The sequence below is a fragment of the Lachnospira hominis (ex Hitch et al. 2025) genome (assembly GCF_040096395.1).
Classification (GTDB): domain Bacteria; phylum Bacillota; class Clostridia; order Lachnospirales; family Lachnospiraceae; genus Lachnospira; species Lachnospira hominis.
In genome coordinates this window covers 42,105-67,181 of the sequence record NZ_JBBMES010000003.1, presented here as the reverse complement: position 1 = coordinate 67,181, position 25,077 = coordinate 42,105, and the positions used below count along the sequence as shown (strand labels likewise).

The following is a 25,077-nucleotide window of genomic DNA, read 5'->3' as shown; positions in this document are numbered from 1 at the left end:
AACTTAGCGGATAATGAAAGAATAGTGAATGTCTTTTTCTGCATTAATCCGATAATCATCTTCCACATCACTTCCCCAGCTATCAATTCCACCAACTCCTCTTACTGCACCATAGACACAAAGGACTGTTCTTCTTGCTGGTGGCAGTTCCTCATGGTGTGTTGCGTTTTCAATCTCTGATGCTGTATAAGGTAGGCATGAAAAAGCAAATGCCTTGTCGTTTTTCTCTATTCTTAATGTCTGTGCTGAACTATCCGTTCTGCTATTATCAAGACTTGTATGTCTTGTAATCTCCAGCCACTCTGTATCCATTCTCATACCACATTCCTGTGGAACCAGATATGGTGTCAGTCTCAAATCTGATACCTCATAAACTCCTTTTTCTGCCCCTGCCTTTCTGTCCGGATAGGTTTCCCCCGATAATCCCTTGTACATATATTTATCTGCAAGTGTTGGCATAATAAACCTCATTCCGAATACCGGAAGTTCTGGCAGTCCCTTTACTCCTGTGTAATCCACATCCACCTTGATATTTCCAATTACATCAATTGTATAAGATACAACGACTGTTGTTATTGGATTGCCGACAGTCTCATAAGTATATTTCACAATTATTTCCCCGGCAGACACATCACCGCCATAGCTGTTATTGTCCGGAGCGTACTGCTTTTGCCGTTCACCGTCCATAATAACTTCCGTTTTTTTACAGTCAATGAACATATCCGATGCGAGCCAGCTTCCACTTTTAATATGAAACCTGCTGCCTCTGTCATTATCTGTTAATGCTCTCCAAAAAGTAGGCTTTGGACAACGATACAGCCATTCATAACCTTTTTTTACTATAGACTCCAGACCGCCCTGTGAATAAGAGAATATATAGTCAAACCCTTCTCCATGTACACCAAGTGTATAATCTCCATATACGACTCTCAATTTATTCTTATCTGTATAAGCCATAGTAATACCTCACTTCCTGCATAGCTGGTTTTTCCTTACGGTCTGCAAATACGATTCCATTTCCTGAAAACTCATAATCAGAAGGCTTATCATCAAAGTCTCCGCCATAACGCAAAACTTCTTTTCCTGTCACTTCATCTTTCACGAGAAGTGCCTGATCAATGAAATCCCAGATAAATCCACCGTGGTACATCTCATACTTATCTATTAACTTCATATAAGTACCAAGTCCTCCCATCGAATTACCCATATCATGCATATACTCACACAAAATATAAGGTTTCTTTGGATTGTTATTTAAATATTCCTCCACTTCATAAGGCTTTGCATACATTCTGCTCTCTATATCTGATATGGTTTCCTCATAATTACGGTCATAGAAAGAGCTTTCATAATGAACAAATCTGCCATCCTGCTTTTCCTTGAAGTAAGTATTCATTGCTTCTATATCATCACCCGCATAAGATTCATTTCCTAAAGACCAGAAAAGAATTGCTGTATGGTTTTTAAAAGTTTCAAAATTACTCCTAGCCCTGTCAACAACAGCCTCCCGCCATTGCGGAATAGAACAAGGTACGCTGCACGATGGTTCAATCGCACCAAGTTTCTGGAATGTTCCATGACTTTCCATATTCGTTTCTGCCATTACATAAATGCCAGCTTTATCACACAGGTAATACCACGGTATCTGATCCGGATAATGACAGGTGCGTACTGCATTGATATTATTTCTAATCATACAATCAATGTCTGCTGTCATTTCATCCATACTAATGCTTCTTCCTGTCTTTGCACTCCACTCATGACGGTTCACTCCCGTAATGACAAGACGTTTACCATTTAAATAGATCACCTTGTCAATCATTTCAAGTCTTCTAAAACCTATGTCATATGGAATTATCTCTAATATTTCTCCATCTTCGCTTCTAAGCTCTACATATGCGTGATACAAATATGGGCAGTGATTATCCCATGCCTTAACACTTCCAACCTCAGTATCAATCACTCCTACACGACTTCCATCCTTTTCCTCTAAGGTGATATTGTCCTCTGCCACCTGATTATTTTCTCGGTCTTTTAAAACAAAATGGGCAGCTACTTTCTTTCCTTCTGGAGCAGTTACTTTCATCTTTACCAATACCCTGCCGCTTACATTATCCTTGTTTAGTGTCGGCTGTAACCATACATCTTCCAAATGCACCTCTGGCACTGCTTTTAAAGTTACATTTCTGAAAATTCCAAAAAAGCGGAAAAAATCCTGATCCTCCAAAAATGCTGCCGTACTCATTTTGTGGACCTGAACTGCCAGCACATTTCCTTTTTCTCTGATAAATGGTGTCAGATCAAATTCTGACGGTGTAAAACTATCCTCCGCATATCCTACAAATTGACCATTCAGCCACAGATACATTGCTTCTTCCACACCTTCAAAACAGATACAGATTTTCTTTTCACGCATTTGCTCACTCAAATCAAATCGTTTGATATAAGATCCGACAGGATTATACTCTGCCTCGGAAAACATTCCTGCCTCGTCCCCGGTACTCTCCATACTATACGCACCCCTGTGATATTCTTTTCCCTCCCACGGATACATCGTATTGATATAGCGTATTTTGTCATAGCCTGCCAGTTCGATATGCCCCGGAACCATAATCTTAGCAAATGAAGATGCATCAAAATTTTCCTCATAAAAATTTTCCGGTCTATCCATTACATTTTTGCTAAAAGCAAACTCCCATTGTCCATTTAATGACTGCATCAATGGATTCTCCGATTTTTCCATATCTGCATAATCTATATAGTAGCAATGGTCGCTGTGTGCGTCCAACTGGTTTACACGGAACACTTCCGGATCGTCTAACCATTTCATATCAGCATTCATAATAATTCTCCTTTTTTCTTTTTTCTATACAGCCCCTAAAGACAAACTTCAGGGACTATTTTCATTACTGATTCTGCATATTTTCTTTTAATTTCATATTTGCACTCTCTACATTAAGGAATGAAAGAATGACTGTAATAATTATGTCAAATATGAACGGAAGCCACAAATACATAAAATACATCATATTAATACAGCTATCTGGCTGAAGTGCGTTGTCAAGATTAATATATCCACTTATATCTAGCATCCAGCCTGAAAGTGCAACACCAATACCTCCACCGAGTTTTACGCCTAATGAAGTACAAGAGAACATGGAACCGTCAATTCGCTTTCCACTCTTTAAATAAGTATGTTCTGAACATTGTGCAATTACTGCACTCATGTCTCCCTGCCAAGGTCCTTCTCCAAGGGATGCAAGAACTGTAAATAACAACATCAACGGAACACTTCCCAGATAACCTGCCACTGCAACCATCAGACGACATACTGTAGCAAGCATATAACTATACTTGTTTAACTTATACATTCCTTTCATTTTTGAAACAAGTGTAGGTGTAATGGCAAGTGCAATGATCAATGGAATATTATTCGCCCATGAAAATACACCAAACAAATTCGTATTCAGTAATACATATGTCATAAAAAAGATTCCTACATTCACCATAGAAGCACGAAGCTGCTGAAGAATGTAAATCACGCAAATCATTGAAAAATATTTATTACTAAAGAGAAGTTTTATTATCTGCTTAAAAGAAAGTTTGTCATCTTCCTCTCCTGCCACACTATCATCTTTTAATTCTTCATCTGACAGTTCTTTTACTGAAAATACAGCAAGTGTATTGGTAATAATACCTATAATACAGTAAATAAATGCGATAGTTCTCCATGCAGTTGCACCGCCACCAAACATTTCTACTGCACCAACAGTAACAGACTGGATGACTAGATTTGTACCAAATGAGAACATGAAACGGAAAGAACCCATCTGAACACGCTCTTTACTGTTTTTTGTTACCAGTGATGTCAACGCTGCATACGCAATATTATTAGCAGTATAAAATACAGCATTAAGCAATGTATATGCTATAAAAAACCATGCATACTGAGCTGTTTTTCCAAGACTTGTAGGAATTGCAAATACACCAAACAACGTGATGGCACAGCCAAAAAATCCATAGAACATCCACGGTCTTGCTTTCCCCATCTTACTCTTTGTATGGTCTATCATTGTACCGAAAAATATATCCGTAACTCCATCAAATAATTTTGATACTGCTATCAATGTACCTACTATGCCCGAATTTAACCCAACTGTATTTGTCAGGTAAATCATGACAAATGATGATAAAAAAGCATATACTACATTTCCTGCAATATCTCCCGTTCCGTAACCTACTTTGTTATACCATTTCAGGTATGTTTTTTCTTCCATGAGAATTTCTCCTTCCACAAATACCTATTCTTTTGCCTCGTTTTGTCCCACAACTTTATTATGGTCAGTATATAAAAAATAAGCCAAAAATGACATATCATAAATTGGACAAAATATGCACAAAATGATAAAATTAATGAACATAAGTATTATATTGGATAGATTTTTAGTGATTTTTAACATATGTTTTTTTATATTTCAATACAAGGAGGCACACATGTACACAAATAATGCATATCTCAATCACTCAACGATTGATAGAAAAGATAAATCCAAGCCGCTTGTTGTAACTATGTGTGGAACATATAAGCTCTACACACGCCCTAAACTACCTACCTGGAGACCTCGAGGCAGACTTGATTTCCAGTTGATTTATATTGCTGCCGGAAAAGCCCATTTTCATTTTGGTCCTAATAGTGAAGAAGAAACTATTGTTCATGCCGGACATATGGTTTTATATCGTCCAAAGGAGGCTCAAAAATATGAATATTATGCCGAAGATCAGACAGAAGTCTACTGGGTTCATTTTACAGGTAGCGATGTAACAAATATATTACGCTCTTATGGATTGACCGATAGCAAAAAGGTATTTTACTGTGGTTCTGGTTCCTCCTATCAGAATCTTTTTCGTGCAATGATAAATGAATTACAGATGTGTAATGATAGTTATCAGGAAATGCTTGAAATGTATTTAAGACAAATTTTTATAAAACTGCAGCGACACTTTAATAACAGCATAAGGATAGATAATTCCCGTGCTACAGAAGCTATTGACATGGCTATTGCCTATTTCAATGAACATTACAGTGAATCAATCAGCATTGAAGAATACGCTAAAAAAACACATGTAAGTACAAGCTGGTTTATACGCAATTTCAAACTTTATGTTGGTTCTACACCAATGCAATTCATTTTACAAAAACGCATTTGCAATGCAGAAGCCCTGCTCTTGAATACGGAATATAACATAAACGAAATTGCACAAATTGTTGGCTATGATAATTCTTTATATTTCAGCCGAATGTTCAAAAAGATAAAAGGCATATCTCCCTCAGAATACCGCAAAAATATATAATAAACTGCAACGGACAGAGAATATTTACATACTCTCTGCCCATTGCAATTTTTGTCTATTTATTTTTTTATTTTGGCAAGTAATATCCCTCTTTGTGTTTTATAATGACAGCGTAAACAGAAAGGAGATGAACTTTCATGAGAAACAAATTCCACAACTTTATTGAAAACATACTTAGCTTTTATGCAACTTTCTTCACAAGAGGATTTTATCATTTTTAAATATCAGTCAATACTTTCCTCGATTCGCCCATCCGTCAAATCATAACTCATATCAAGAAAATCTAATATCTCCGCCTCCTGGACTGTCCCATCCAGAAGAATTATTTTTATTTTTCTGCTTATGTGTAAAATACTACTTATCCTTAAGATTCTTACTACATACAAAATCCAAATAATCTTTAGGAGTTATTCCTGCTATTATAAATTCTTTGTGAACCGCTTCTCTCCATTCGCTCTCTCCTTCACCTGAAAACGTGCACCATACGCTTCGAACGACTGTAAGTGCTTTAATTGCCCAATCAACATACTCTTTTCTATTCACATAATATATATCATCAGCATATATACGGGCATCTTCATCAATCCCATCTGAGTTAATAATTAGAATAGTATATACATTAGCACCTTTCGTTATTCTTTCCCCGATGTGGTATGCTTCAACCACCTCCTTTCAAGGCACAAAAAAAGCACCTTAACCATATTGACTAAAGTGCTTGTATTAGTTTGATATTAAATTGTTGTGAGTCAGACAAACTGAAAGTTGTTGTTGCCTTTGTTACGATAAAATATTAATTTTCTTAACGATAGCAAAAACCAGCTATCTCACTTTTACTAGCATCATTTAATCTCTTTCCATCTACAATATTTAGTGTAGGATACCATGCTCTTAAATCAGAAAGACTTCTGTCAATGCTACTTCCACCTGAAGTACAGAAAGTATAGATAGTCGCATTGCTCAAGTCGTAAGTTTCCAGATAAGTCTGAATAATACGTGGAACTGTTCCCCACCAAATTGGATGTCCTAAATATACAATATCATATTCAGTAGTTGCACTTAGATCATTGCTAATCTCTGGTCTAGCTGTATCATCATTCTGTTCCTTATTAGTACGACAGTTGTCATCATTATAGTTCAAATCTTCTTCTGTATAAGCCTGGGTAGGAATAATCTCAAAAATATCAGCTCCTGTTTCCTCGGCGATCATCTCTGCAATAGTCTTTGTATTTCCTGTGCCAGAAAAGTAAACAACTGCTATTTTCACACTATCAGTTTCATTATTTACAATTTTAGTATCTTCTGCTGTATCATTTGTTTCCGATACATTTTCGTCTGATTCCACAGTCATACTTGTTGCTTCAGGCTGTTTTACTATCGTTTCCTGCTTTTGTGAATTATCTGCAGATGAACCACAAGCTGTTAGTATAGCCATAATGAACACACTAATTATAAGAATACTTGTCTTTTTCATGTTTTCCCCCCTATAAACCTGCAATCCAGTCTTTAAGCTGATCATCGGATGCTCTGTTTAAAATCTTTCCCTCTACAATTTCTGCATCTGCTACGGAAGGTTTAAGCTCTTTGATTGTATTACCAAAACCACTACCGCCCGATGTGGCAAAGAGAACAATTCTCTTACCTGAAAAATCATAGTTTTCAAGAAAAGTATTGATAATTGTAGGTGCCACATACCACCAAATTGGAAAACCAAGCAGAATAGTATCATATGAAGATAGATTCAAATCTTCTTTTACAATCTCCGGGCGAAAAGTCTTATCATTCATCTCTACGCTGCTTCTGGATTTCTTATCCATCCAGTTGAGATCTGCTTTCGTGTATGGGACTTTCGGTTTTATCTCATGAATATCTGCATTTACTAGAGCTGCCAGTTTTTCTGCTACCTTTTTTGTTACTCCACTTGCACTAAAATACGCTACTAATATTTTTGACATTTTAATTACCTCCTACATCTTTCCGCCGTATACCGGAAAAATTCCACTTTCACCATAGCTCTCTATTTTCTTAAAATTCTTAAGTATCTCCATATCTTCTCAAGTGTTTCATTGATACCTTCCATTGCTTCTTCATATGTTTTATGCTCAGCAGCAACCTTCGATACAACAAACATTTCTTCTCTTGGAATCCCACAATTCCTTACGCCTTCTCCAACTCCACGTTCGTTCCCATAAGCCTGCGCTGTATCAATATGTCTATAACCCATCTCTGCTGCAGCTTTTACTGCGTCAGCTGCCTTATCATCATCAATAAACCAAGTACAAACTGTGGAATCTTTACGCCATTATTTAAAACAATATATTTATCTAACATTTCATCCACCTGCCTATTCTAATTTTCCATATTCATCATCACTTACTGCTTCCAGCCATTCATTTGAGCAATTTTCACCCGGCACTTCTATCGCAAGATGAGAAAACCAGCTATCTGGTGCTGCTCCATGCCAATGTTTTACGCCGGCCGGAATATTGATACAGTCCCCTGGTTTCATTTCTACAGCTTCTTTTCCTTCTTCCTGGTAATATCCTCTTCCTGCAACACAGACAAGAATCTGTCCACCACCTTTATCGGCATGATGAATATGCCAGTTATTTCTGCATCCCGGCTCAAAAGTCACATTAAAAATGCCCACCTGATTTGTAGATACCGGTGCAAGATATGACTGTCCAACAAAATACTTTGCATAGGCATTATTTGGTTCTCCGATTGGAAATACCATTTTCTTTGCATGCACCTTCATTGCTTCGTCTTCGTAAGGAAGTTCTCCTTCGTCAGCCTTCCATACCTCTTTGGCCAGGTTAAACACTGCCCATCCCTTTGGCCAACCTGCATAAAATGCAACATGTGTAATGATTGCTGCAATTTCCTTCTGCGTAACACCATGAGCTTTTGCATTCTGTAAGTGATACTTAAGGGATGAATCTGTAATTCCTGATGACATGAGTGCCACTACTGTAATAATACTTCTTGTCTTTACATCAATATCCTGATTGTTCCAGTTCTCACCAAATAAAACATCATCATTAAAATGAGCAAACTCCGGTGCAAATTCGCCAAGAGCAGCCCTGCCTGCTGTCTGTACTATTTTCATTCTGTCGCCTCACTACTTTCTGTATTTTCCATTCTTAATCCATACCTGTTCAATATTTCTTGCCGCTGGTGTATTTTGTGCCATGACACCTGACAGGAAATGTGGTTCATAGAGTTCTTCTAACGCATTTATTTTATCATCAGATAGTTTCAATTCCACAGCTTTTGCAGCTCCTTCCACATGGCTGATCTTTGTCGCTCCTACAACAGGAGATGATACTTTTGTAAGCAGCCATGCCAAGGAAACCTCTGTCATGGAAACACCATGCACATCCGCAATTTCACAAACTCTTGCAATTACCTTTGCATCTTTATCAGAAGTTGCATCATATTTTAGCTTTGCATATGCATCCTGCTCTAAGCGCTTTGATATCTCACCCGGTCTTTTAGATAAGCGACCTGCTGCAAGGGCACTATATGGCGTGAGTGCTATATTTCTTTCAGCTGCATATACATTCATTTCCCGCTCTTCTTCACGCATAATAAGATTGTAGTGATTCTGAACGGAAACAAATTCCGGCCATCCATTTTCTTTTGCAATTGCGTTAGCCTCTGCCAACTGCCATGCAAAACAATTTGCGATACCAATCTGTCTGATTTTCCCGACCTTTACTCCTTCTGCCATACCGGCAAGATAGTCCTCTACAGGAGTATTCCAATCCCACATATGATAGATATATAAATCTACATAATCCATTCCCAAATGGGAAAGGCTTGCATCCAAACTGCTGTGCACATGTTCCTTTCCGGAAATTCCATTTGCGATTTCCTCCTGTGATCTTGGAAGGAACTTTGTAGCAATGACTACTTCATCCCTTTTTGCATATTCTCTGATTGCCTTTCCAAGATATTCCTCGCTTGTACCGGCCTGATATGCAATTGCTGTATCATAAAAATTGATTCCCAGTTCCAGGCCTCTTTTAATAATAGATTTGGATATTTCTTCATCAACTGTCCAGCTATGCTGACCTGTTGCTGCATTTCCAAAGCCCATGCAACCCATACATATGCGTGAAACCTTTAAATCAGATTTTCCTAAATTCACATATTCCACTCTTATTCAACTCCCTTCAATTTTTTCGCTATCTTTTCCAATACAGCCACTATTGCATATTCATCTGAGCTAAAAGCTTTATATACTTCCGCCTCTTTTTTATAAAGATCAGCAAGAACCCTATCTGCATACTTCTTCCCGTTCTCTGTAAGGACAATCGACATCTCGCGCCTTTTCCCTTTGATTGGAATAAGATCAACATAGCCATTCTTCTGAATCTCTTTAATCACCGTATTAACAGTTGTTTTTGGCAATTCCCAATCATTACTGATTTCAATCTGTGTGTGTGAATTTCCATCATTCAATGCATACAAAACCCATAATAATGCAGAAGAAACATTGCTTTGCTTTGCAAATTCATCATAAAACGAATCAACATGATAAAGTGCTCTCCCAAAATCATAGAAAAAACTTCTTGAATTCATAACCCGCTCCCTTATAATACGATTTCGTATTTTATAATAATACGTTTTCGTACTATTGTCAATATCAATACATGAATAAGTTATTCGTTCAACTAGTCAGCTTAATATCTGTCATTTAGTTCTTAAAATCATTATAAGCCCTTAATCAACATCATTCTGCTGATTAAGGGCTCAAATTAATAGAACAAAAGACGATGCAAACGATGCATATCCTCACAACCATCCTTAGCTCATAAAATATAAAGTTAACAATTCTGCAACTTCAACGTTTATGTTCCACATAAAATTAATCTATCGGGATTCACCAAATCGTCAAATCCCGATTTGTAAAACACATTCTTTTTTACATAGGCACAGTATACCACATTTCCTGTGCCTATGCGATAACATTTACTTCTTCTTCCGATATGAACTCATCTTCTCCACAGTAACCTCCGGATAGAAGTAAGTAAGAATCGTTGCTTTCGGAACTCCTACGGCAAGTGCTTTCTGCACTTTCTCGTAACACTCCCTGACAGATGACTCCACCTTGTCATAGTGAGTATAAAGCTCGGTTCCTTTCTGGGTTGTCACCACACGATTCTGCTCATCGTAGAGCTTATAATCCTTGTTGGAATCAAGGAAGGTAAGCATTGTCTTTCCACCATGAATCTCCATGATGTTTTCCTTACGGAGCCATACATATTTTGCCTTTCTTATATGTAAGAAGTACCTATGAATTAGAACTCTTATCTTAATATATATCTGGGAAATATATACAAAGATGTATGTATGCGTGATTCCTATGAATCCCCATTACGCCCGCATACTTGGAACTACCGTCTAGTCGCATATGCGTTCACGATACACTAATTATTAATCAGCATAATCTCCTCTTTTGCCTTCTGAGGATAAGGACTTTGACACCCTTTGTGGTTTATTATCCATAAAAATAAATCATTTCACAGTCGTCAAATTCTCATGCATGCACAGATTTTGGCTCATTGCTCACATAAACTCAAAAATGCAGTACAATCATCTCAGATTGTACTGCATTTTTTGAATACAGGTGGCTTTTTCATTTTTTGTTATAACTTAATGTAACTTATCACCAGTAAACAAGCAACTTAAAGCCACTTTTATCTGGTTCAGTTTTTTAAGCAGTTTGGTTCAGTTTTGGTTCAGATAAAAAACCAAACTGTACTAGTTTACACCAATTTACATTAAGTATTAGTATATACATTTTTTGCCAAACCGCTTAAATACTGCATTCTAATTTCAAGCAATTATACTATTCGTATGATTACATTCTGTCATGGAATGTTCTGCTGATAACATCCATCTGCTGTTCCTTTGTAAGGTCGATGAACTTAACAGCGTAACCTGATACACGGATTGTGAAGTTAGCATATTCAGGTTTTTCAGGATGTTCCATAGCATCGATAAGCTTATCCTTACCGAATACGTTTACGTTAAGGTGATGAGCACCCTGATCGAAGTAACCATCCATAACGTTTACAAGGTTAGCAACTCTTTCATCTTCGTTGTGTCCTAATGCGTCTGGGTTCATTGTCTGTGTATTTGAAATACCATCAAGTGCCCATTCGTATGGAAGCTTTGTAAGTGAGTTAAGAGATGCAAGAAGACCATTCTGCTCTGCACCGTAGCTTGGGTTAGCACCAGGAGAAAGTGGTGTGCCTGCTGGACGACCATCTGGCATAGCTCCTGTATATTTACCGTAAACTACGTTTGAAGTAATTGTAAGGATTGATGTTGTAGGCTCTGAATCTCTGTAAGTATGTCTCTTCTTAATCTTCTCAAGGAATGTCTTAAGAAGCCATACAGCGATATCATCAGCTCTGTCATCATCATTACCATACTTAGGGAAATCTCCCTCAATCTTGTAATCTACAACAATACCTGTTTCGTCACGTACTGTCTTAACCTTTGCATACTTAATAGCTGAAAGTGAGTCAACAACATGTGAGAATCCGGCAATACCTGTAGCGAATGTTCTCTTAACATCTGTATCGATAAGAGCCATCTCAGCTGCTTCATAGTAATACTTATCATGCATATACTGGATAAGGTTAAGTGTATTAACATAAAGGTCAGCTAACCAATCCATCATAGCGTCAAACTTTTCAACAACTTCATCATACTCAAGATATTCAGATGTGATAGGCTTGTAAGCAGGACCAACCTGTTCTCTGTTCTTAACATCAACACCACCATTGATAGCGTAAAGTAAGCACTTAGCAAGGTTTGCTCTAGCTCCGAAGAACTGCATTTCCTTACCTGTCTGTGTAGCAGATACACAGCAGCAGATTGAATAGTCATCGCCCCATGTAACCTTCATAACATCATCATTCTCATACTGGATTGAAGATGTATCAACAGAAATCTTTGCTGCATACTTCTTGAAGTTCTCAGGAAGTCTTGATGAGTAAAGAACTGTAAGGTTTGGTTCTGGCGAAGGTCCCATGTTTTCAAGTGTATGAAGGAATCTGTAGTCGTTCTTTGTAACCATTGAACGTCCGTCGATACCTGTACCACCTACTTCAAGTGTAGCCCATGTTGGATCACCTGAGAATAATTCGTTGTATGATGTAATTCTTGCGAATTTAACCATTCTGAACTTCATAACCATATGGTCGATAAGTTCCTGAGCTTCTTTCTCTGTGATAACGCCGTTATCAAGATCTCTCTGAATATAGATATCAAGGAATGTAGAAACACGTCCAACTGACATAGCTGCACCATTCTGAGTCTTGATAGCTGCAAGGTAACCAAAGTATAACCACTGGCAAGCTTCCTTTGCATTTGTAGCTGGCTTAGAAATATCATAGCCATAGCTTTCTGCCATCTTCTTCATACCTGCAAGTGCCTTGTACTGATCAGAAATCTCTTCTCTTAAACGAATAACGTCATCTGTCATTGTACCGCATCCGCAGTTAGCATGATCTTTCTTCTTCTCTTCCATAAGGAAATCGATACCATAAAGAGCAACTCTTCTGTAGTCACCTACGATACGACCACGACCATAAGTATCTGGAAGACCTGTGATGATGTGGCTGTGACGAGCCTTTCTCATCTCTGGTGTGTAAGCATCGAAAACACCCTGGTTATGTGTCTTATGATATTCTGTAAAAATCTTGTGTAATTCAGGATTTGGCTCGTAACCATAGTTCTTGCATGATTCCTCTGCCATCTTAATACCACCATAAGGCATAAATGCTCTCTTTAATGGCTTATCTGTCTGAAGACCTACAATCTGTTCAAGGTCTTTCATAGACTCATCTATATATCCAGGACCGTAAGCTGTAAGGCCTGCAACTACCTCTGTTTCCATGTCAAGTACGCCGCCCTTAGCTCTTTCTTCCTTCTGTAACTCCTGTAATCTGCCCCAAAGCTTATTTGTTGCCTCTGTTGGGCCTTCCAGGAAACTTTCATCTCCGTCATATGGCTTGTAGTTATTCTGGATGAAATCTCTTACATTGATTTCTTCCTTCCAAAGTCTACCTTTGAAACCGTTCCACTGATCCATCTGTACCATTGTTCCTTGTTCCTCCTTGTTTTAATTTTGTACACTGTATACAATCCGCATTATAAAAAATGTTGTCAGCTATTATAATCAAAAAAATATCTTATTCTAAATGCAATGCATTGATTTTAATTAAGATATTCTCCTGTGACAAAAATGCGTTTGTAACAACTTTGATAAATAAGTAACAATTACTGACAAGAGCATACTAACATTTTAACAATGTAAAATCAAGAGTAATTTTCATATTATTGAATTTAGTACAATCCTTGAATTTATGCGGTTATTTTGTACTTTTATCTGTACAAAATGCACATATTATTCACATAATTAACTGAAGCTGTCAAAAATGCACCTCTACTTAATTATCTTCAGTCTGACATATATCATCCTCTTTTACAGTCTCCGTTTTTACATTTTCTTCGGCAATAATTTCCTGTTCACGAAGTGCTTCATCAAGACCTTTCAGTGCTGAAAATGGCATAAACTGCTTGGCACGTTCTTCGACCGGCATCTTTTTTCTTGTATTATTTACTGTACTTTTTCTAATTACCACTTCTGTGTCCCCCAATCTGATGATTTCTTTCTATTGCAGTTGCACCCTTTTCAAGATTCATGCCTTTCAATACCGCATCTCTGCCATACTTCTTCTTCAAATCAAGCACTGCATGCTGTAATTTATTTTCCCTGTCACCATCTATATCGTCATCAAACAGCCCAACCTGTCTGTAGGCTTCATCTGTCAGCCTGTTAAATATAAGATTGATTTTACGCACAGGAATATTTTTATCCTTAACCTCATCATAAAGCTTTGAAATAAACGGAAGCATCTTTTTAGATGAACTTGTCGCTGACGGAAGCATAATTGAACCACGCACGGACTGTGGCACTCCCGCAGCTGCACTATATTCTTTTGAGTAATTTATATAGATTGTCACCGAATCCGTAACCATTCCCTGCTCAACAAGCTGAAGACACATTCCGTCAGCCATTTCCTTGACGATAAGCCTTCCCTCCTCATGTTCATAATCCCTTGCAAGAACCTGACCGCTCGTTATGCTGCTGCTTCTCGGCTTATATTTCTTAATATCCGCAATAGTAACCGGTTCTATCCCCCATGCGTGGTCAATGAGAAGTTCAGCATCAATGCCAATCATATCATACAGGATCTGCTCATCTGCCTCTGCAATCTGTGCCATATCATATATCCCTGCCTGTGCAAGTCTTCCGGCAAGTCCATGCCCCACTCTCCAGAAATCTGTGAGTGGTCTGTGATGCCACAGCGTCCTCTTATAACTTTCCTCATCAAGTTCACCGATAAAATCTTTCGCATGTTTCGCAGTTATATCAAGTGCAATCTTTGCAAGATAAAGATTAGTACCTATGCCGCACGTTGCCCTAATCCCCACTGTATCAAATATATCCTGCATAATACGTATGCCCAGTTCTTTCGCAGTCATTCCATATAAAGAAAGATACTCTGTTACATCCATAAAAACTTCATCTATAGAATATACATGTATATCCTCTTTTGAAATGTACTTCAGATAAATGCCATATATCTTTGCCGAATAATCAATATAAAGCTGCATTCTCGGCTGTGCCATAATATAATCAATACCTTTGGGAATCTCAAACACACGGCATCTGTTCTTCACGCCAAGAGCTTTCATCGCAGGCGACACAGCAAGACATATTGTTTTCTCACTTCTGTCCGGGTCAGCAACAACAAGATTAGTTGTCATTGTATCAAGACCACGCTCAACACACTCAACCGATGCATAAAATGATTTTAAATCTATACATACATATATCCTGCTGCCCATACCATTGTTTCCTTTCATATTATTCCCATATACCATAATTTTTTTCATAAAAATATTATACAACAAAAAATCGAATGTATGTACTGTTTTTTTATTTTTTATATGCAAAAACAACGTCATATTTTTGTTGATAAAATAATAAAAACATGATAAAATTTTAGTTGTTTAAAGCGTTGAACTTTAAAGGGGTAAATTCAAAAGAAACACAGGAGGATTTTTATGAAACTATTAATTTTGATTATCTATTTTGCGGTCATGATTGGAATCGGTCTTTACTGCCGCAAACATGCAACTGATGTCAACGGATTCGTACTTGGCGGCCGCTCGGTTGGTCCGTGGCTTACAGCTTTTGCCTACGGAACTTCTTATTTTTCTGCTGTCGTATTCGTAGGATATGCTGGCCAGTTCGGATGGAAATATGGCATTTCTGCAACATGGGCAGGCATCGGCAATGCAATTATAGGTTCACTTCTGGCATGGGTTGTTCTCGGACGACGAACAAGAATTATGAGCCAGCATCTGAATTCTGCAACAATGCCGCAGTTTTTCGGAGAACGATTCGGAAGCAGTGCGTTAAAAATCGGTGCATCCGTAATTATATTCATTTTTCTCATTCCTTATACAGCATCTCTTTATAATGGTCTTTCAAGACTTTTCGGAATGGCATTTAACATTGATTATTCAGTCTGTATTATACTCATGGCAGTTCTTACAGCTATCTACGTAATTGCAGGCGGATATATGGCAACAGCTATTAACGATTTCATTCAGGGAATAATAATGCTTTTTGGCATTGCAACCGTAATAGCTGCCGTTCTTAACAGTAAAGGCGGATTTATGGCGGCACTTGATGGTCTTGCAAAAGTGAGTGACCCTGCTGTAACAGATACACCGGGAATATTTGCTTCATTTTTCGGACCTGACCCTCTCAATCTTTTATTTGTCGTAATACTTACATCACTCGGTACATGGGGACTTCCACAGATGGTTCAGAAGTTTTACGCAATAAAAGATGAAAAATCCATCAAAAAAGGTACAATTATTTCAACTATATTTGCACTTGTTGTTGCCGGAGGCAGTTATTTTCTCGGTGGATTTGGACGTCTTTTCTCAGATGAAATTGATGTTGCTGCCAACGGATATGACTCAATTATTCCGACAATGCTTTCAGGATTAAGTCCTATGCTTATCGCACTTGTTGTTATTCTCGTTTTGTCAGCGTCAATGTCTACGCTTTCATCACTTGTAATTGCATCAAGTTCAACACTTACTATCGACTTCTTAAAAGATAATTTTATTAAAGATATGAGCGATAAAAAACAGGTTTTATCAATAAGAATTCTTGTCGTTGTATTTATTGCAATTTCATCAATTCTTGCACTTATACAATATAAGAGCTCAATTACATTTATTGCACAGCTTATGGGTGTTTCATGGGGTGCACTCGCCGGTTCATTCCTTGCACCTTTTATGTACTCATTATATTCAAAGCGTGTCACAAAGGCTTCATGCTGGGTATGTTTCATATTCAGTTCAGTTCTTATGATTGCAAATATTTTCTTCAGGAGCTCATTTCCGACAATTATGCAGTCACCTATCAACTGCGGTGCTATTGCAATGCTTGCCGGACTTGTAATTGTTCCTGTAGTCAGCCTGTTCACACCAAAGCCTGACAAAGAGCTTGTGGAATCAGCTTTTAAATGCTATGACAAAAAGACAACCGTTGAGCAAAAAACTGCTCTCGGCGACTAAAGGTAAATATTGTTTTGAATGTAAGCATCGTTTTGGCTCGCTGTCCTATAACCCTAAATATAAATCACTAAACAAAATGCTCCGTTCGGGATTCACAGCTTAACTGTTATCCTAAACGGAGCATTTTTATTTAATTTAATTATGCGTTTCTTCCCGCTTCAAATGCCTTTCTGTTCAAATCAAGGAATTTCGGAGGTACTATTTTTTCAATAGCATCCTGCCACTGTTCATCGCTTATCTCAGGAAAATATGTTGATAATCTTCCCATGAGTGCTATATTTACAGCTTTTGCAGAACCGGCCTCCTGTGCGATTGAAAGAAAATCTTTTGCATCAACCTTTGCACCTGCTGCCTGCATTTTCTCGATAAGATTTTCAGGATATGCAGCCGCACCCGTTATTACAGGCATTGGCTCTACTTCCTGAGTATTTGTTATAATTGTTCCGTCTTTTTTGAGAAATTCAAGCCATCTTGCAGCTTCAAGTTTTTCAAATGAAATGATAACATCTGCCTCACCCTTATCAATTACAGGTGAGTATACTTTTTTACCATATCTTACGTATGTTACAACGCTTCCGCCTCGCTGGCTCATTCCGTGAACTTCCGATACCTTTACGTCATATCCCTGCTGTAAGAGAACATAACCTAACATTTTACTTGCCAGCAGTGTTCCCTGTCCGCCGACGCCTACTATCATAATATTCTTTGTATCCATATCAACTCTCCTTATTCTGCTTTCAATGCATCAAATTTACACATCTGTGTACATACCTTACAGCCAATGCAGAGTGTAGGGTCAATCTTTGCTTTTTTATCTCTTACAGAAATTGCAGGACATCCAATACGCATGCACGATTTACATCCGACGCATTTATCAGAATCAACTTTGAGAGGCGGTTTGTGAACAGTTCCTTTTATCATTACGCACGGACGGCGGCTTATGATAATTGATGGTTCATCTGCCTCAAGTTCCTCTTTCAATACAGTATCTACCTCTTCAAGGTTATATGGGTCTACAACACGAACCCTGTTAAATCCGATAGCACGGCAAAGTGCTTCAAGATTAACCTTTCCTGCCGGCTCACCACGGAGATTTTTACCAGTCGTAGGATTCTGCTGGTGTCCGGTCATGCCGGTAATTGAATTATCAAGAATAATAACTGTTGAATTACTCATGTTGTATGCAATATCTGTAATTCCTGTAATTCCTGAATGTATAAATGTTGAATCGCCAATAACGCCGACGCTTCTCTTTTCACCTTCTTTGCCCATTGCCTTGTTAAATCCATGAAGTCCTGAACATGATGCACCCATACAGACATTTAAATCCATAGCATTAAGAGGTGCAACCGCACCGAGTGTATAACATCCGATATCACCGTAAACCATGCAGTTATTTTTCTTTAATGTATAGAAAACTCCTCTGTGTGGACATCCTGCACACATAACAGGAGGTCTTGGCGGAATTTTGTCATCTATATGTAAGCTTTCCGGAACTTCCATTCCCATACACTTTCTGACAAGATTCTGTGAGAATTCTCCACATATAGGAAATGTATCTTTTCCCTTTACTTTTATGCCAAGCTGTTTACAATGTTCCTCAATAAACGGGTCAAGCTCCTCAAGAACGATAACCTCATCTACAGAAGCTGCGAAATCAAGTATAAGCTTTTCAGGAAGCGGATAAATCATTCCAAGCTTTAAAATGCTTGCATTTTCACCAAAACACTCCCTCGCATACTGATATGATGTTGATGATGTGATAATTCCAAGCTTTTTATCACCATATTCAACTCTGTTAAAATCACAGTTTTCGGCAAGAGCAATAAGGTCTTTTGTACGCTGTTCAACTCTTACATGTGCATTTCTTGAATTTAATGTCATCATGACCTTTGCCGGGTCCTTTACATAAGGTACCTGCTCAGGCACAACACGCACTCCTGTCTCGACGACACTCTGTGAATGTGAAACTCTTGTACACATCTTGATAAATACAGGTGTGTTGTATTTTTCTGATAATTCAAATGCCTTCTTTGTAAATTCAAGTGCTTCCTGTGAATCTGAAGGCTCAAGCATAGGCACTTTTGCTGCCTTTGCATAATGTCTGGAATCCTGTTCATTCTGTGAAGAATGCATCCCCGGGTCATCTGCAACGCATATTACAAGACCTGCGTTGACACCCTGATATGATATTGTAAAAAGCGGGTCAGCAGCTACATTAAGACCTACATGTTTCATTGCACATGCACTTCTTCGTCCGCCTACAGTCGCTCCGTGTGCAGCTTCAAGAGCCACCTTTTCATTCGGAGCCCATTCGCAGTACACTTCATCATATTTTGCTGTTTCTTCTGTAATCTCTGTACTGGGTGTTCCCGGATAACTTGAAACAACCATACAGCCAGCCTCGTAAAGCCCCCTTGCAACGGCTTTATTGCCAAGCATTAACTCTTTCATAAATCCTCCTTGTTTTTGCGGTCATATGACCTGTATATTTTTATATCTGATTTTCTTTTGCAACAAGATTGTCGGCACCGTAAATCTTACGAAGCTTTGGTTTTTCAATCTTTCCTGTTGCATTTCTTGGTATATCAGCAAAAATAATCTCTTTAGGACGCTTATATCTCGGAAGTGCATGGCAGAATTCTTCAATTTCTTCTTTTGAACAGACCATGCCATCCTTGATTTCTATGATTGCCGCTGTCTTCTCACCAAGTCTTCTGTCTGAAAGGCCGATTACAGCAACGTCCTTTATTTTGTCATGACGGCGTAAGAAATCTTCTATCTGAACCGGATAAATATTTTCACCACCGCTTACGATAACATCTTTCTTTCTGTCAACAAGATAGTAAAATCCCTGTTCATCCTGCATAGCCATATCACCTGTATACAGCCAGCCATCCTTTAGCACTTCACTTGTTGACTTCTCATCGTTATAATAACATGTCATCACACCCGGACCTTTGACACAAAGTTCACCGACCCCGCCCTGTGCAACTTCATTATCATTTTTATCAACAATCTTACATTCCCATCTGTAACCCGGAACGCCGATTGCCCCGACTTTATCAATATTTTCAACTCCGAGATGAACGCAGCCCGGACCTGTTGACTCTGACAAGCCATAATTCGTATCGTACTGGTGGTTTGGAAAATATTCTTTCCATCTCTTGATAAGCGAAGGTGGAACCGGCTGTGCTCCTATGTGCATAAGCCTCCACTGGTCAAGTTTATAATCAGACAGCTTAATATCGCCTCTGTCAAGAGCATCAAGAATATCCTGTGCCCATGGCACCAGAAGCCATACTATTGTGCAGTGCTCATTTGAAATAGCAGAAAGTATTGTCTCCGGCTTTGTTCCTTTAAGAAGAACCGCCTTACTTCCTGCAACAAGGCTTCCCATCCAGTGAAACTTCGCACCGGTATGATAAAGCGGAGGAATACATAAAAATGTATCATCTCTTCCTGTTGAATGATGCTTCTGCTCCATCTGTGCCGCCTGTGTTAAGCTTCTGTGTTTATGAAGTATCGCCTTTGGAAATCCCGTTGTTCCAGACGAAAAATATATTGCACCAAAATCATCATCTGTAATTTCAATATCAGGAGATTTGCTTGAACAGTCAGCGACAAGCTCCCTATAACTTTCCGCAAAACTTGGACAGTTATCCCCAACATATATAAGAAGTCTTCCCTTGCTTAAAACATCTGCATTGACTTCCATTCTTCCTATGAATTCAGAACCGAACACAATCACATCTACCTCTGCAAGCTTTGCACAATATAAAATTTCATCTGAATCATATCTGAAATTAAAAGGAACAGCAATCGCACCTGTCTTTAATACCCCAAAATATACAGGCAGCCACTCAAGGCAGTTATACATAAGTATTGCTACCTTATCACCTTTCTTTATTCCCCTTCCAAGAAGCATATTAGCAAAACGGTTTGCCTTTTCATTAAATACACTCCATGTAATCTCTCTTCTATACGGCTCGAATCTTGTAGGCTGTATAAGAGCATATTCTTTCCAGGTCATCCTTCTTGTATCATTCTCATCCGGATTAAGCTCTACCAAAGCTACCTCGTCGGGATATAATCTTGCATTTCTTTCAAGATATTCCATTACTGGCATTGTAAAAAATCCCCTTTCATCTTCTCTGCATATATTAGGCTCTGCCTCTTCCTGCTTTTTCACTGCATACTTTTATACGTCAAACCGCTGACGCAAAACCTTAGATAAGAATACCATTTTTTGTAAATAAAAACAAGGCTCGCACACTAAATGCAAGCCTTGTTCAGCAATTTCACCAATTTTTTTACAAAATTACATTTCAAAAGAATTTATAAAATATTCATAGAATCAGATACATAATTTAACATCTTACGTTTGTCTTCAGCCGGAAATATACACCACACGCTTTTAATAATCTGAATCTTTCTATCCTGAAGATTCATAAATAACGTGGGACGATATTCTGACATATTATAAAGACTTACAAGTGTCTCTGCATCAGGATATATCTTTTCTTTTTCAATATCGCGATATTTCTTGATTCCAAGTCCCAGCTTTTCAGCCATGGCTATCTGTGATGTATTCATTTTATCCCTGACAAAGCATGTCATTGAAAATCCATTCCAGTCATTTGCAAGTGACTGAAGCATTTTCATATTATTCGCATCTTCGTCCCTCATTTTTGAAACTGTGCCGCTGTATTTGCTTACAATAATATCAGCCAACAGCTTCAAAGCAAAATTCCTATGTGTTTCAGTATCTATATTCGCTAAAGTCTTATCCAGGTCCTTTGTATGATAAACATACTTTTTACCGGCTATCAACTCATCCAAATCAAATCCGATTTCCGAAAAATTCATAAGTATCTGTCCACTTATTATAATTCCACCGTTTTCAATATAAGAATATTGCTCCTGCATAAGCCCAAACTTTTCTGCAATATCTGTCTGCATCAGACCCATAGATATTCTATACATTACAAGCCTTTTTAAAACGTCCTTGTAAGCAACCATATTTATCCTCCGCACTTTTACGTTACATTTCATATGTATAGATAAATATTAAGTCCATATAGTCATTGCCCACATAGGTCTAAATCTTTATATTTTGATATTTATAGTTTGTTTTTATGTTTTGTGAAATATAAATATTATTTTTTAAATTTTATTAATCATTATTATATATTTTAAATAATTGTAAAATTTTTTATATCAAATTTTCCTCTACCTTCAAAAATAAAATACACCGGGTTTATGCCCGTTTCAATATCTATATCAACAACTGTTTCTTTCCAGTCATGTGATTCAATTGAAAGCAATTCCTGTCCGGCTATCGGATAATCCTCAATATTCTTACCCGAATAATCCGAATCCGTTGTAATTTTTATAGTTCCTACTGCATTTCCTCTCACTGAAATTGCTATTTTATTATGCCCTTTTTTCATATTAAAATACTTAAATCCTGCCATACATCCATCCTGCATATTGGCAATATATGCATCTTCACCGCTCTCTCTGTCACCGCCATCCTGCGTGACATATGCATTTTTTGACAGTCTTTCCTCTTTTGATGCATCCTTTTCAAGTTTTATATTTTTAAGAAAACATACTATATATGAAGGATACATTCCTTCACCGTCAAGCGGACCGCCGTTAAGTCCGCAGCTTGTAGCTTCTGCTGCTTTAAAAAAGCCATTTTCATCCATCTCAATCTTTTCAGCCACCCCCTGACGGCAATATGAACATGCATTGGTAAATCTGTGGTCAAATATATAAAAACTTTCATTGAGCTGTATTATGCTTCCATGCGTATTACCGTTTGGATATGCAGTATCAGACGGAGTGTATCCTCTTAATCCGACATCTGACGATGCATGCAGCCTGCCTCCATACACAAAATCCCTGTCAGGATAATCACTTATACAATAATGCAGTCCGTTTGCTCTGGCAGAATATATAAAATAATATTTTCTGCCAAATTTTCTCATTGACGAAGCTTCAAAAAATCCAGCTTCCTCAGGACATTTAAAATCTCTTGGAAATATTACGTGTGGCAGATCTTTCATTGTAATCATATCATCACTAAGTCTGCATACATGTGCTCCTGCCATAATACGTCCATGCTCATCTTCCGTCTTATTCGGACAAAAACCGGAATATAGATATACACTTCCATCATCATCTGCAAATACCCCAGGGTCAAACTGCAGCATGTCACCTTTGTCAATTCCATATATACGACCGTCTGAAGTTTTTACATCACCATAATATTCATAATGTCCTGCCGGAGTATTACACACAGCAACAGACATTCTTGACGAATGTGCCATAGAATAATAAAGATAAAATCTTCCATCCGCACCTTTCACAACATCAGGTGCAAAAAGAAGCATTCTCTCCTCCCTATATGGATGCTGTTTTCTATTATAAATCTCACCTTCAAAATGCCAGTCAGACAAATCATCAACCGGTGCTGACCAGCATACATAATCATTTTCACAATAGTCGCTGCCGCCAAATCTGTCATGGCTTCCGTATATATAAAGCCTGTCACCAAAAATATGCGGCTCGCCATCCGGAATATATTCATAAGATGGCAGATACGGATTAAATATCTGTTTATTATTTTTTTTATTCATATTTGGTCTCCTTTAATCATTTTTATGGATACTTCCCCACTCACACATTGCCACCAGAATCGGAATCAGTGACATGCCTCTCTTAGAAAGGCTATACTCAACCTTTGGAGGTATCTGCGGATATTCCTTTCTTATTATAAGTCCGTCACTTTCCATTTCTTTCAAAGTCGAACTGAGTGTCTTATGTGAAATATTTCCGAGACATCTTTTTAACTCACTATATCTCATCACATTGTCATGCTGTTCCAGCCAGTAAATGATTACAAGTTTATATTTTCCGTTAATCAGCGAAAGTGTATAACCAAAATCTGTCTCCGATATATTTTCACCTGTATGGCAGCATCCGCATTTAGGTATCTTATTATCTTCCATAACCATTTCCTTTCATATGATAAATGCTAAAATCTTTTATAAAAATATCACGCTTTACTTTAGGTTAGTATACAACTTTAATGTGCGTACTTCCTTTTTGCAAAATTATAGTATATATTCTGTTTATGGGCAATAATAAACTATACTTTTTATCAGGAGGAACTATCGTTGGAAAATGTATTTACAATCGAAAATCTTCGTCCAATACGTGATGGAATGACAGTTTCAAGAGACTCAAAACTTGGAACATCCAACATGGCAACATTCTTTTCAATGGGCAAAGATACTTCTATCAGCCAGGAAAGTTATGACAGAATGACAATGTATATCGGTGCCGCCGGCAGTGGTACATTTATCATTGGAAACGATAAGAAAAAACTCACACTGACACCTGATACAGCCGTAATAATTCCCGCTTCCACACTCTGCGGAATGGAAACTTCAGACGGAATGGTTTATACCGAAGTAATATTTAAAAAGGAGAATTCAGCAATTATGAACGAAATTGTTAAAACAAACGAAGTATTCGCACTTAAAAATCTTATTTCTTACGAGGAAGGAAGCATTGCAAACATGGACATTGTAAGCAACCCTACTATGAAATATGTCCTTATGTCATTCGATGAGGGAACAGGTCTTACACCTCATTGTGCTCCCGGCAATGCTATCGTATTTGCACTTGAAGGCAAAGCTGTAATCGGCTACGAAGGCAAAGATTACACAATCAGTGAGGGTGAATGTTTCCGTTTTGAAAAAAATGGTCTTCACAGCGTGACAGCTGACGGTAAATTTAAAATGGCTCTTCTTCTTGTTTTAGAATAAGTCAGAATAATCAGGTACGAATGTACCAAATTTCATTTTACCAGCTAAATAAAACATGTTATAATGCATGTAGTTATATTACTTGATTACAGGACAATCATAACATATAATTACCTGCATTATTTTTTACTTTTACTGATAGATGCAATCAATATATCATATCAGTTTCATTTATGTGGGCGTTTCACATACCAGGAGT

General features: G+C 37.8%; 23 protein-coding genes and 1 pseudogene. 3 read left to right on the top strand and 21 right to left on the bottom strand.

All coding sequences use genetic code 11. The features are described from left to right. Window positions 1–3 precede the first annotated feature (3 nt). The 3 genes from WMO38_RS03910 to WMO38_RS03900 all read right to left on the bottom strand — a co-directional run bounded on the left by WMO38_RS03910 (window position 4) and on the right by WMO38_RS03900 (window position 4,277). The gene (locus WMO38_RS03910) at window positions 4–957 is read right to left on the bottom strand and encodes a beta-galactosidase small subunit (RefSeq protein WP_349161570.1); all 954 of its coding nucleotides are present in this window, start codon (window positions 955–957) and stop codon (window positions 4–6) included. Beyond that, the gene (locus WMO38_RS03905; protein WP_349161569.1) at window positions 941–2,842 is read right to left on the bottom strand and encodes a glycoside hydrolase family 2 TIM barrel-domain containing protein; all 1,902 of its coding nucleotides are present in this window, start codon (window positions 2,840–2,842) and stop codon (window positions 941–943) included. The genes WMO38_RS03910 and WMO38_RS03905 overlap by 17 nt, the downstream gene beginning before the upstream one ends. A gap of 64 nt (window positions 2,843–2,906) precedes the next feature. Then, entirely contained in the window at window positions 2,907–4,277 is a 1,371-nt protein-coding gene (locus WMO38_RS03900; protein ID WP_349161567.1) for an MFS transporter, read from the bottom strand. A gap of 217 nt (window positions 4,278–4,494) precedes the next feature. Between WMO38_RS03900 and WMO38_RS03895 the strand changes: the two genes are divergently transcribed. After that, a complete protein-coding gene (locus tag WMO38_RS03895; RefSeq protein ID WP_186836583.1) occupies window positions 4,495–5,352 on the top strand; it encodes a helix-turn-helix domain-containing protein in 858 nt (285 codons plus the stop codon). A gap of 224 nt (window positions 5,353–5,576) precedes the next feature. Here the strand turns inward: WMO38_RS03895 and WMO38_RS03890 are convergent. From WMO38_RS03890 to WMO38_RS03835, 12 genes and pseudogenes are all read right to left on the bottom strand, one after another. Then, window positions 5,577–5,675: pseudogene (locus tag WMO38_RS03890) on the bottom strand (MmcQ/YjbR family DNA-binding protein); the annotation flags it as partial. A gap of 31 nt (window positions 5,676–5,706) precedes the next feature. After that, window positions 5,707–6,018 (bottom strand): hypothetical protein, encoded by a 312-nt coding sequence (locus WMO38_RS03885; protein ID WP_349161565.1) that lies wholly within the window; start codon window positions 6,016–6,018, stop codon window positions 5,707–5,709. A 133-nt stretch (window positions 6,019–6,151) separates the two neighbouring features. Next, window positions 6,152–6,823, bottom strand: a complete 672-nt coding sequence (locus tag WMO38_RS03880) for a flavodoxin (RefSeq protein WP_349161564.1) — start codon at window positions 6,821–6,823, stop codon at window positions 6,152–6,154. Window positions 6,824–6,833: 10 nt separating this feature from the next. Then, window positions 6,834–7,304, bottom strand: a complete 471-nt coding sequence (locus WMO38_RS03875; RefSeq protein ID WP_349161563.1) for a flavodoxin — start codon at window positions 7,302–7,304, stop codon at window positions 6,834–6,836. A 62-nt stretch (window positions 7,305–7,366) separates the two neighbouring features. Then, window positions 7,367–7,573, bottom strand: coding sequence for an aldo/keto reductase (locus WMO38_RS03870; RefSeq protein WP_349161561.1), 207 nt, complete (start codon window positions 7,571–7,573; stop codon window positions 7,367–7,369). A gap of 120 nt (window positions 7,574–7,693) precedes the next feature. Beyond that, window positions 7,694–8,458 (bottom strand): carboxymuconolactone decarboxylase family protein, encoded by a 765-nt coding sequence (locus WMO38_RS03865; protein ID WP_349161560.1) that lies wholly within the window; start codon window positions 8,456–8,458, stop codon window positions 7,694–7,696. 12 nt (window positions 8,459–8,470) lie between these two features. Further along, the gene (locus tag WMO38_RS03860) at window positions 8,471–9,511 is read right to left on the bottom strand and encodes an aldo/keto reductase (RefSeq protein WP_349161559.1); all 1,041 of its coding nucleotides are present in this window, start codon (window positions 9,509–9,511) and stop codon (window positions 8,471–8,473) included. A 2-nt stretch (window positions 9,512–9,513) separates the two neighbouring features. Continuing rightward, window positions 9,514–9,936, bottom strand: coding sequence for a MarR family winged helix-turn-helix transcriptional regulator (locus WMO38_RS03855; RefSeq protein ID WP_349161557.1), 423 nt, complete (start codon window positions 9,934–9,936; stop codon window positions 9,514–9,516). Between the two features lie 390 nt (window positions 9,937–10,326). Continuing rightward, window positions 10,327–10,593 (bottom strand): hypothetical protein, encoded by a 267-nt coding sequence (locus WMO38_RS03850; protein ID WP_435390983.1) that lies wholly within the window; start codon window positions 10,591–10,593, stop codon window positions 10,327–10,329. Window positions 10,594–11,218: 625 nt separating this feature from the next. Further along, window positions 11,219–13,471, bottom strand: coding sequence for a formate C-acetyltransferase (pflB, locus tag WMO38_RS03845; RefSeq protein ID WP_349161556.1), 2,253 nt, complete (start codon window positions 13,469–13,471; stop codon window positions 11,219–11,221). A gap of 349 nt (window positions 13,472–13,820) precedes the next feature. Then, window positions 13,821–14,015, bottom strand: a complete 195-nt coding sequence (locus WMO38_RS03840) for a hypothetical protein (protein ID WP_021865817.1) — start codon at window positions 14,013–14,015, stop codon at window positions 13,821–13,823. After that, window positions 14,005–15,285, bottom strand: coding sequence for a Y-family DNA polymerase (locus WMO38_RS03835; protein ID WP_349161555.1), 1,281 nt, complete (start codon window positions 15,283–15,285; stop codon window positions 14,005–14,007). The genes WMO38_RS03840 and WMO38_RS03835 overlap by 11 nt, the downstream gene beginning before the upstream one ends. 213 nt (window positions 15,286–15,498) lie before the next feature. Between WMO38_RS03835 and WMO38_RS03830 the strand changes: the two genes are divergently transcribed. After that, on the top strand, window positions 15,499–17,037 hold the full coding sequence (locus WMO38_RS03830) for a sodium:solute symporter family protein (protein ID WP_186836754.1): 1,539 nt from the start codon (window positions 15,499–15,501) through the stop codon (window positions 17,035–17,037). 139 nt (window positions 17,038–17,176) lie between these two features. On the opposite strand, the gene WMO38_RS03825 is transcribed toward WMO38_RS03830, so the two are convergent. The 6 genes from WMO38_RS03825 to WMO38_RS03800 all read right to left on the bottom strand — a co-directional run bounded on the left by WMO38_RS03825 (window position 17,177) and on the right by WMO38_RS03800 (window position 24,056). Continuing rightward, window positions 17,177–17,752, bottom strand: coding sequence for an indolepyruvate oxidoreductase subunit beta (locus WMO38_RS03825; RefSeq protein ID WP_349161554.1), 576 nt, complete (start codon window positions 17,750–17,752; stop codon window positions 17,177–17,179). Window positions 17,753–17,763: 11 nt separating this feature from the next. Then, entirely contained in the window at window positions 17,764–19,491 is a 1,728-nt protein-coding gene (gene iorA / locus WMO38_RS03820) for an indolepyruvate ferredoxin oxidoreductase subunit alpha (RefSeq protein ID WP_021865813.1), read from the bottom strand. A 40-nt stretch (window positions 19,492–19,531) separates the two neighbouring features. Continuing rightward, window positions 19,532–21,166, bottom strand: coding sequence for a class I adenylate-forming enzyme family protein (locus WMO38_RS03815; RefSeq protein WP_349161552.1), 1,635 nt, complete (start codon window positions 21,164–21,166; stop codon window positions 19,532–19,534). Window positions 21,167–21,375: 209 nt separating this feature from the next. Then, window positions 21,376–22,059: a helix-turn-helix transcriptional regulator gene (locus WMO38_RS03810; protein WP_349161550.1), complete on the bottom strand. Its 684-nt coding sequence runs from the start codon at window positions 22,057–22,059 to the stop codon at window positions 21,376–21,378. Window positions 22,060–22,232: 173 nt separating this feature from the next. Next, complete coding sequence (locus WMO38_RS03805) at window positions 22,233–23,684, bottom strand: family 43 glycosylhydrolase (protein WP_349161548.1); 1,452 nt, start codon at window positions 23,682–23,684, stop codon at window positions 22,233–22,235. A 12-nt stretch (window positions 23,685–23,696) separates the two neighbouring features. After that, window positions 23,697–24,056, bottom strand: coding sequence for a winged helix-turn-helix transcriptional regulator (locus tag WMO38_RS03800; RefSeq protein WP_349161547.1), 360 nt, complete (start codon window positions 24,054–24,056; stop codon window positions 23,697–23,699). A gap of 168 nt (window positions 24,057–24,224) precedes the next feature. Between WMO38_RS03800 and WMO38_RS03795 the strand changes: the two genes are divergently transcribed. Beyond that, a complete protein-coding gene (locus WMO38_RS03795) occupies window positions 24,225–24,878 on the top strand; it encodes a cupin domain-containing protein (RefSeq protein ID WP_349161546.1) in 654 nt (217 codons plus the stop codon). Window positions 24,879–25,077 lie beyond the last annotated feature (199 nt).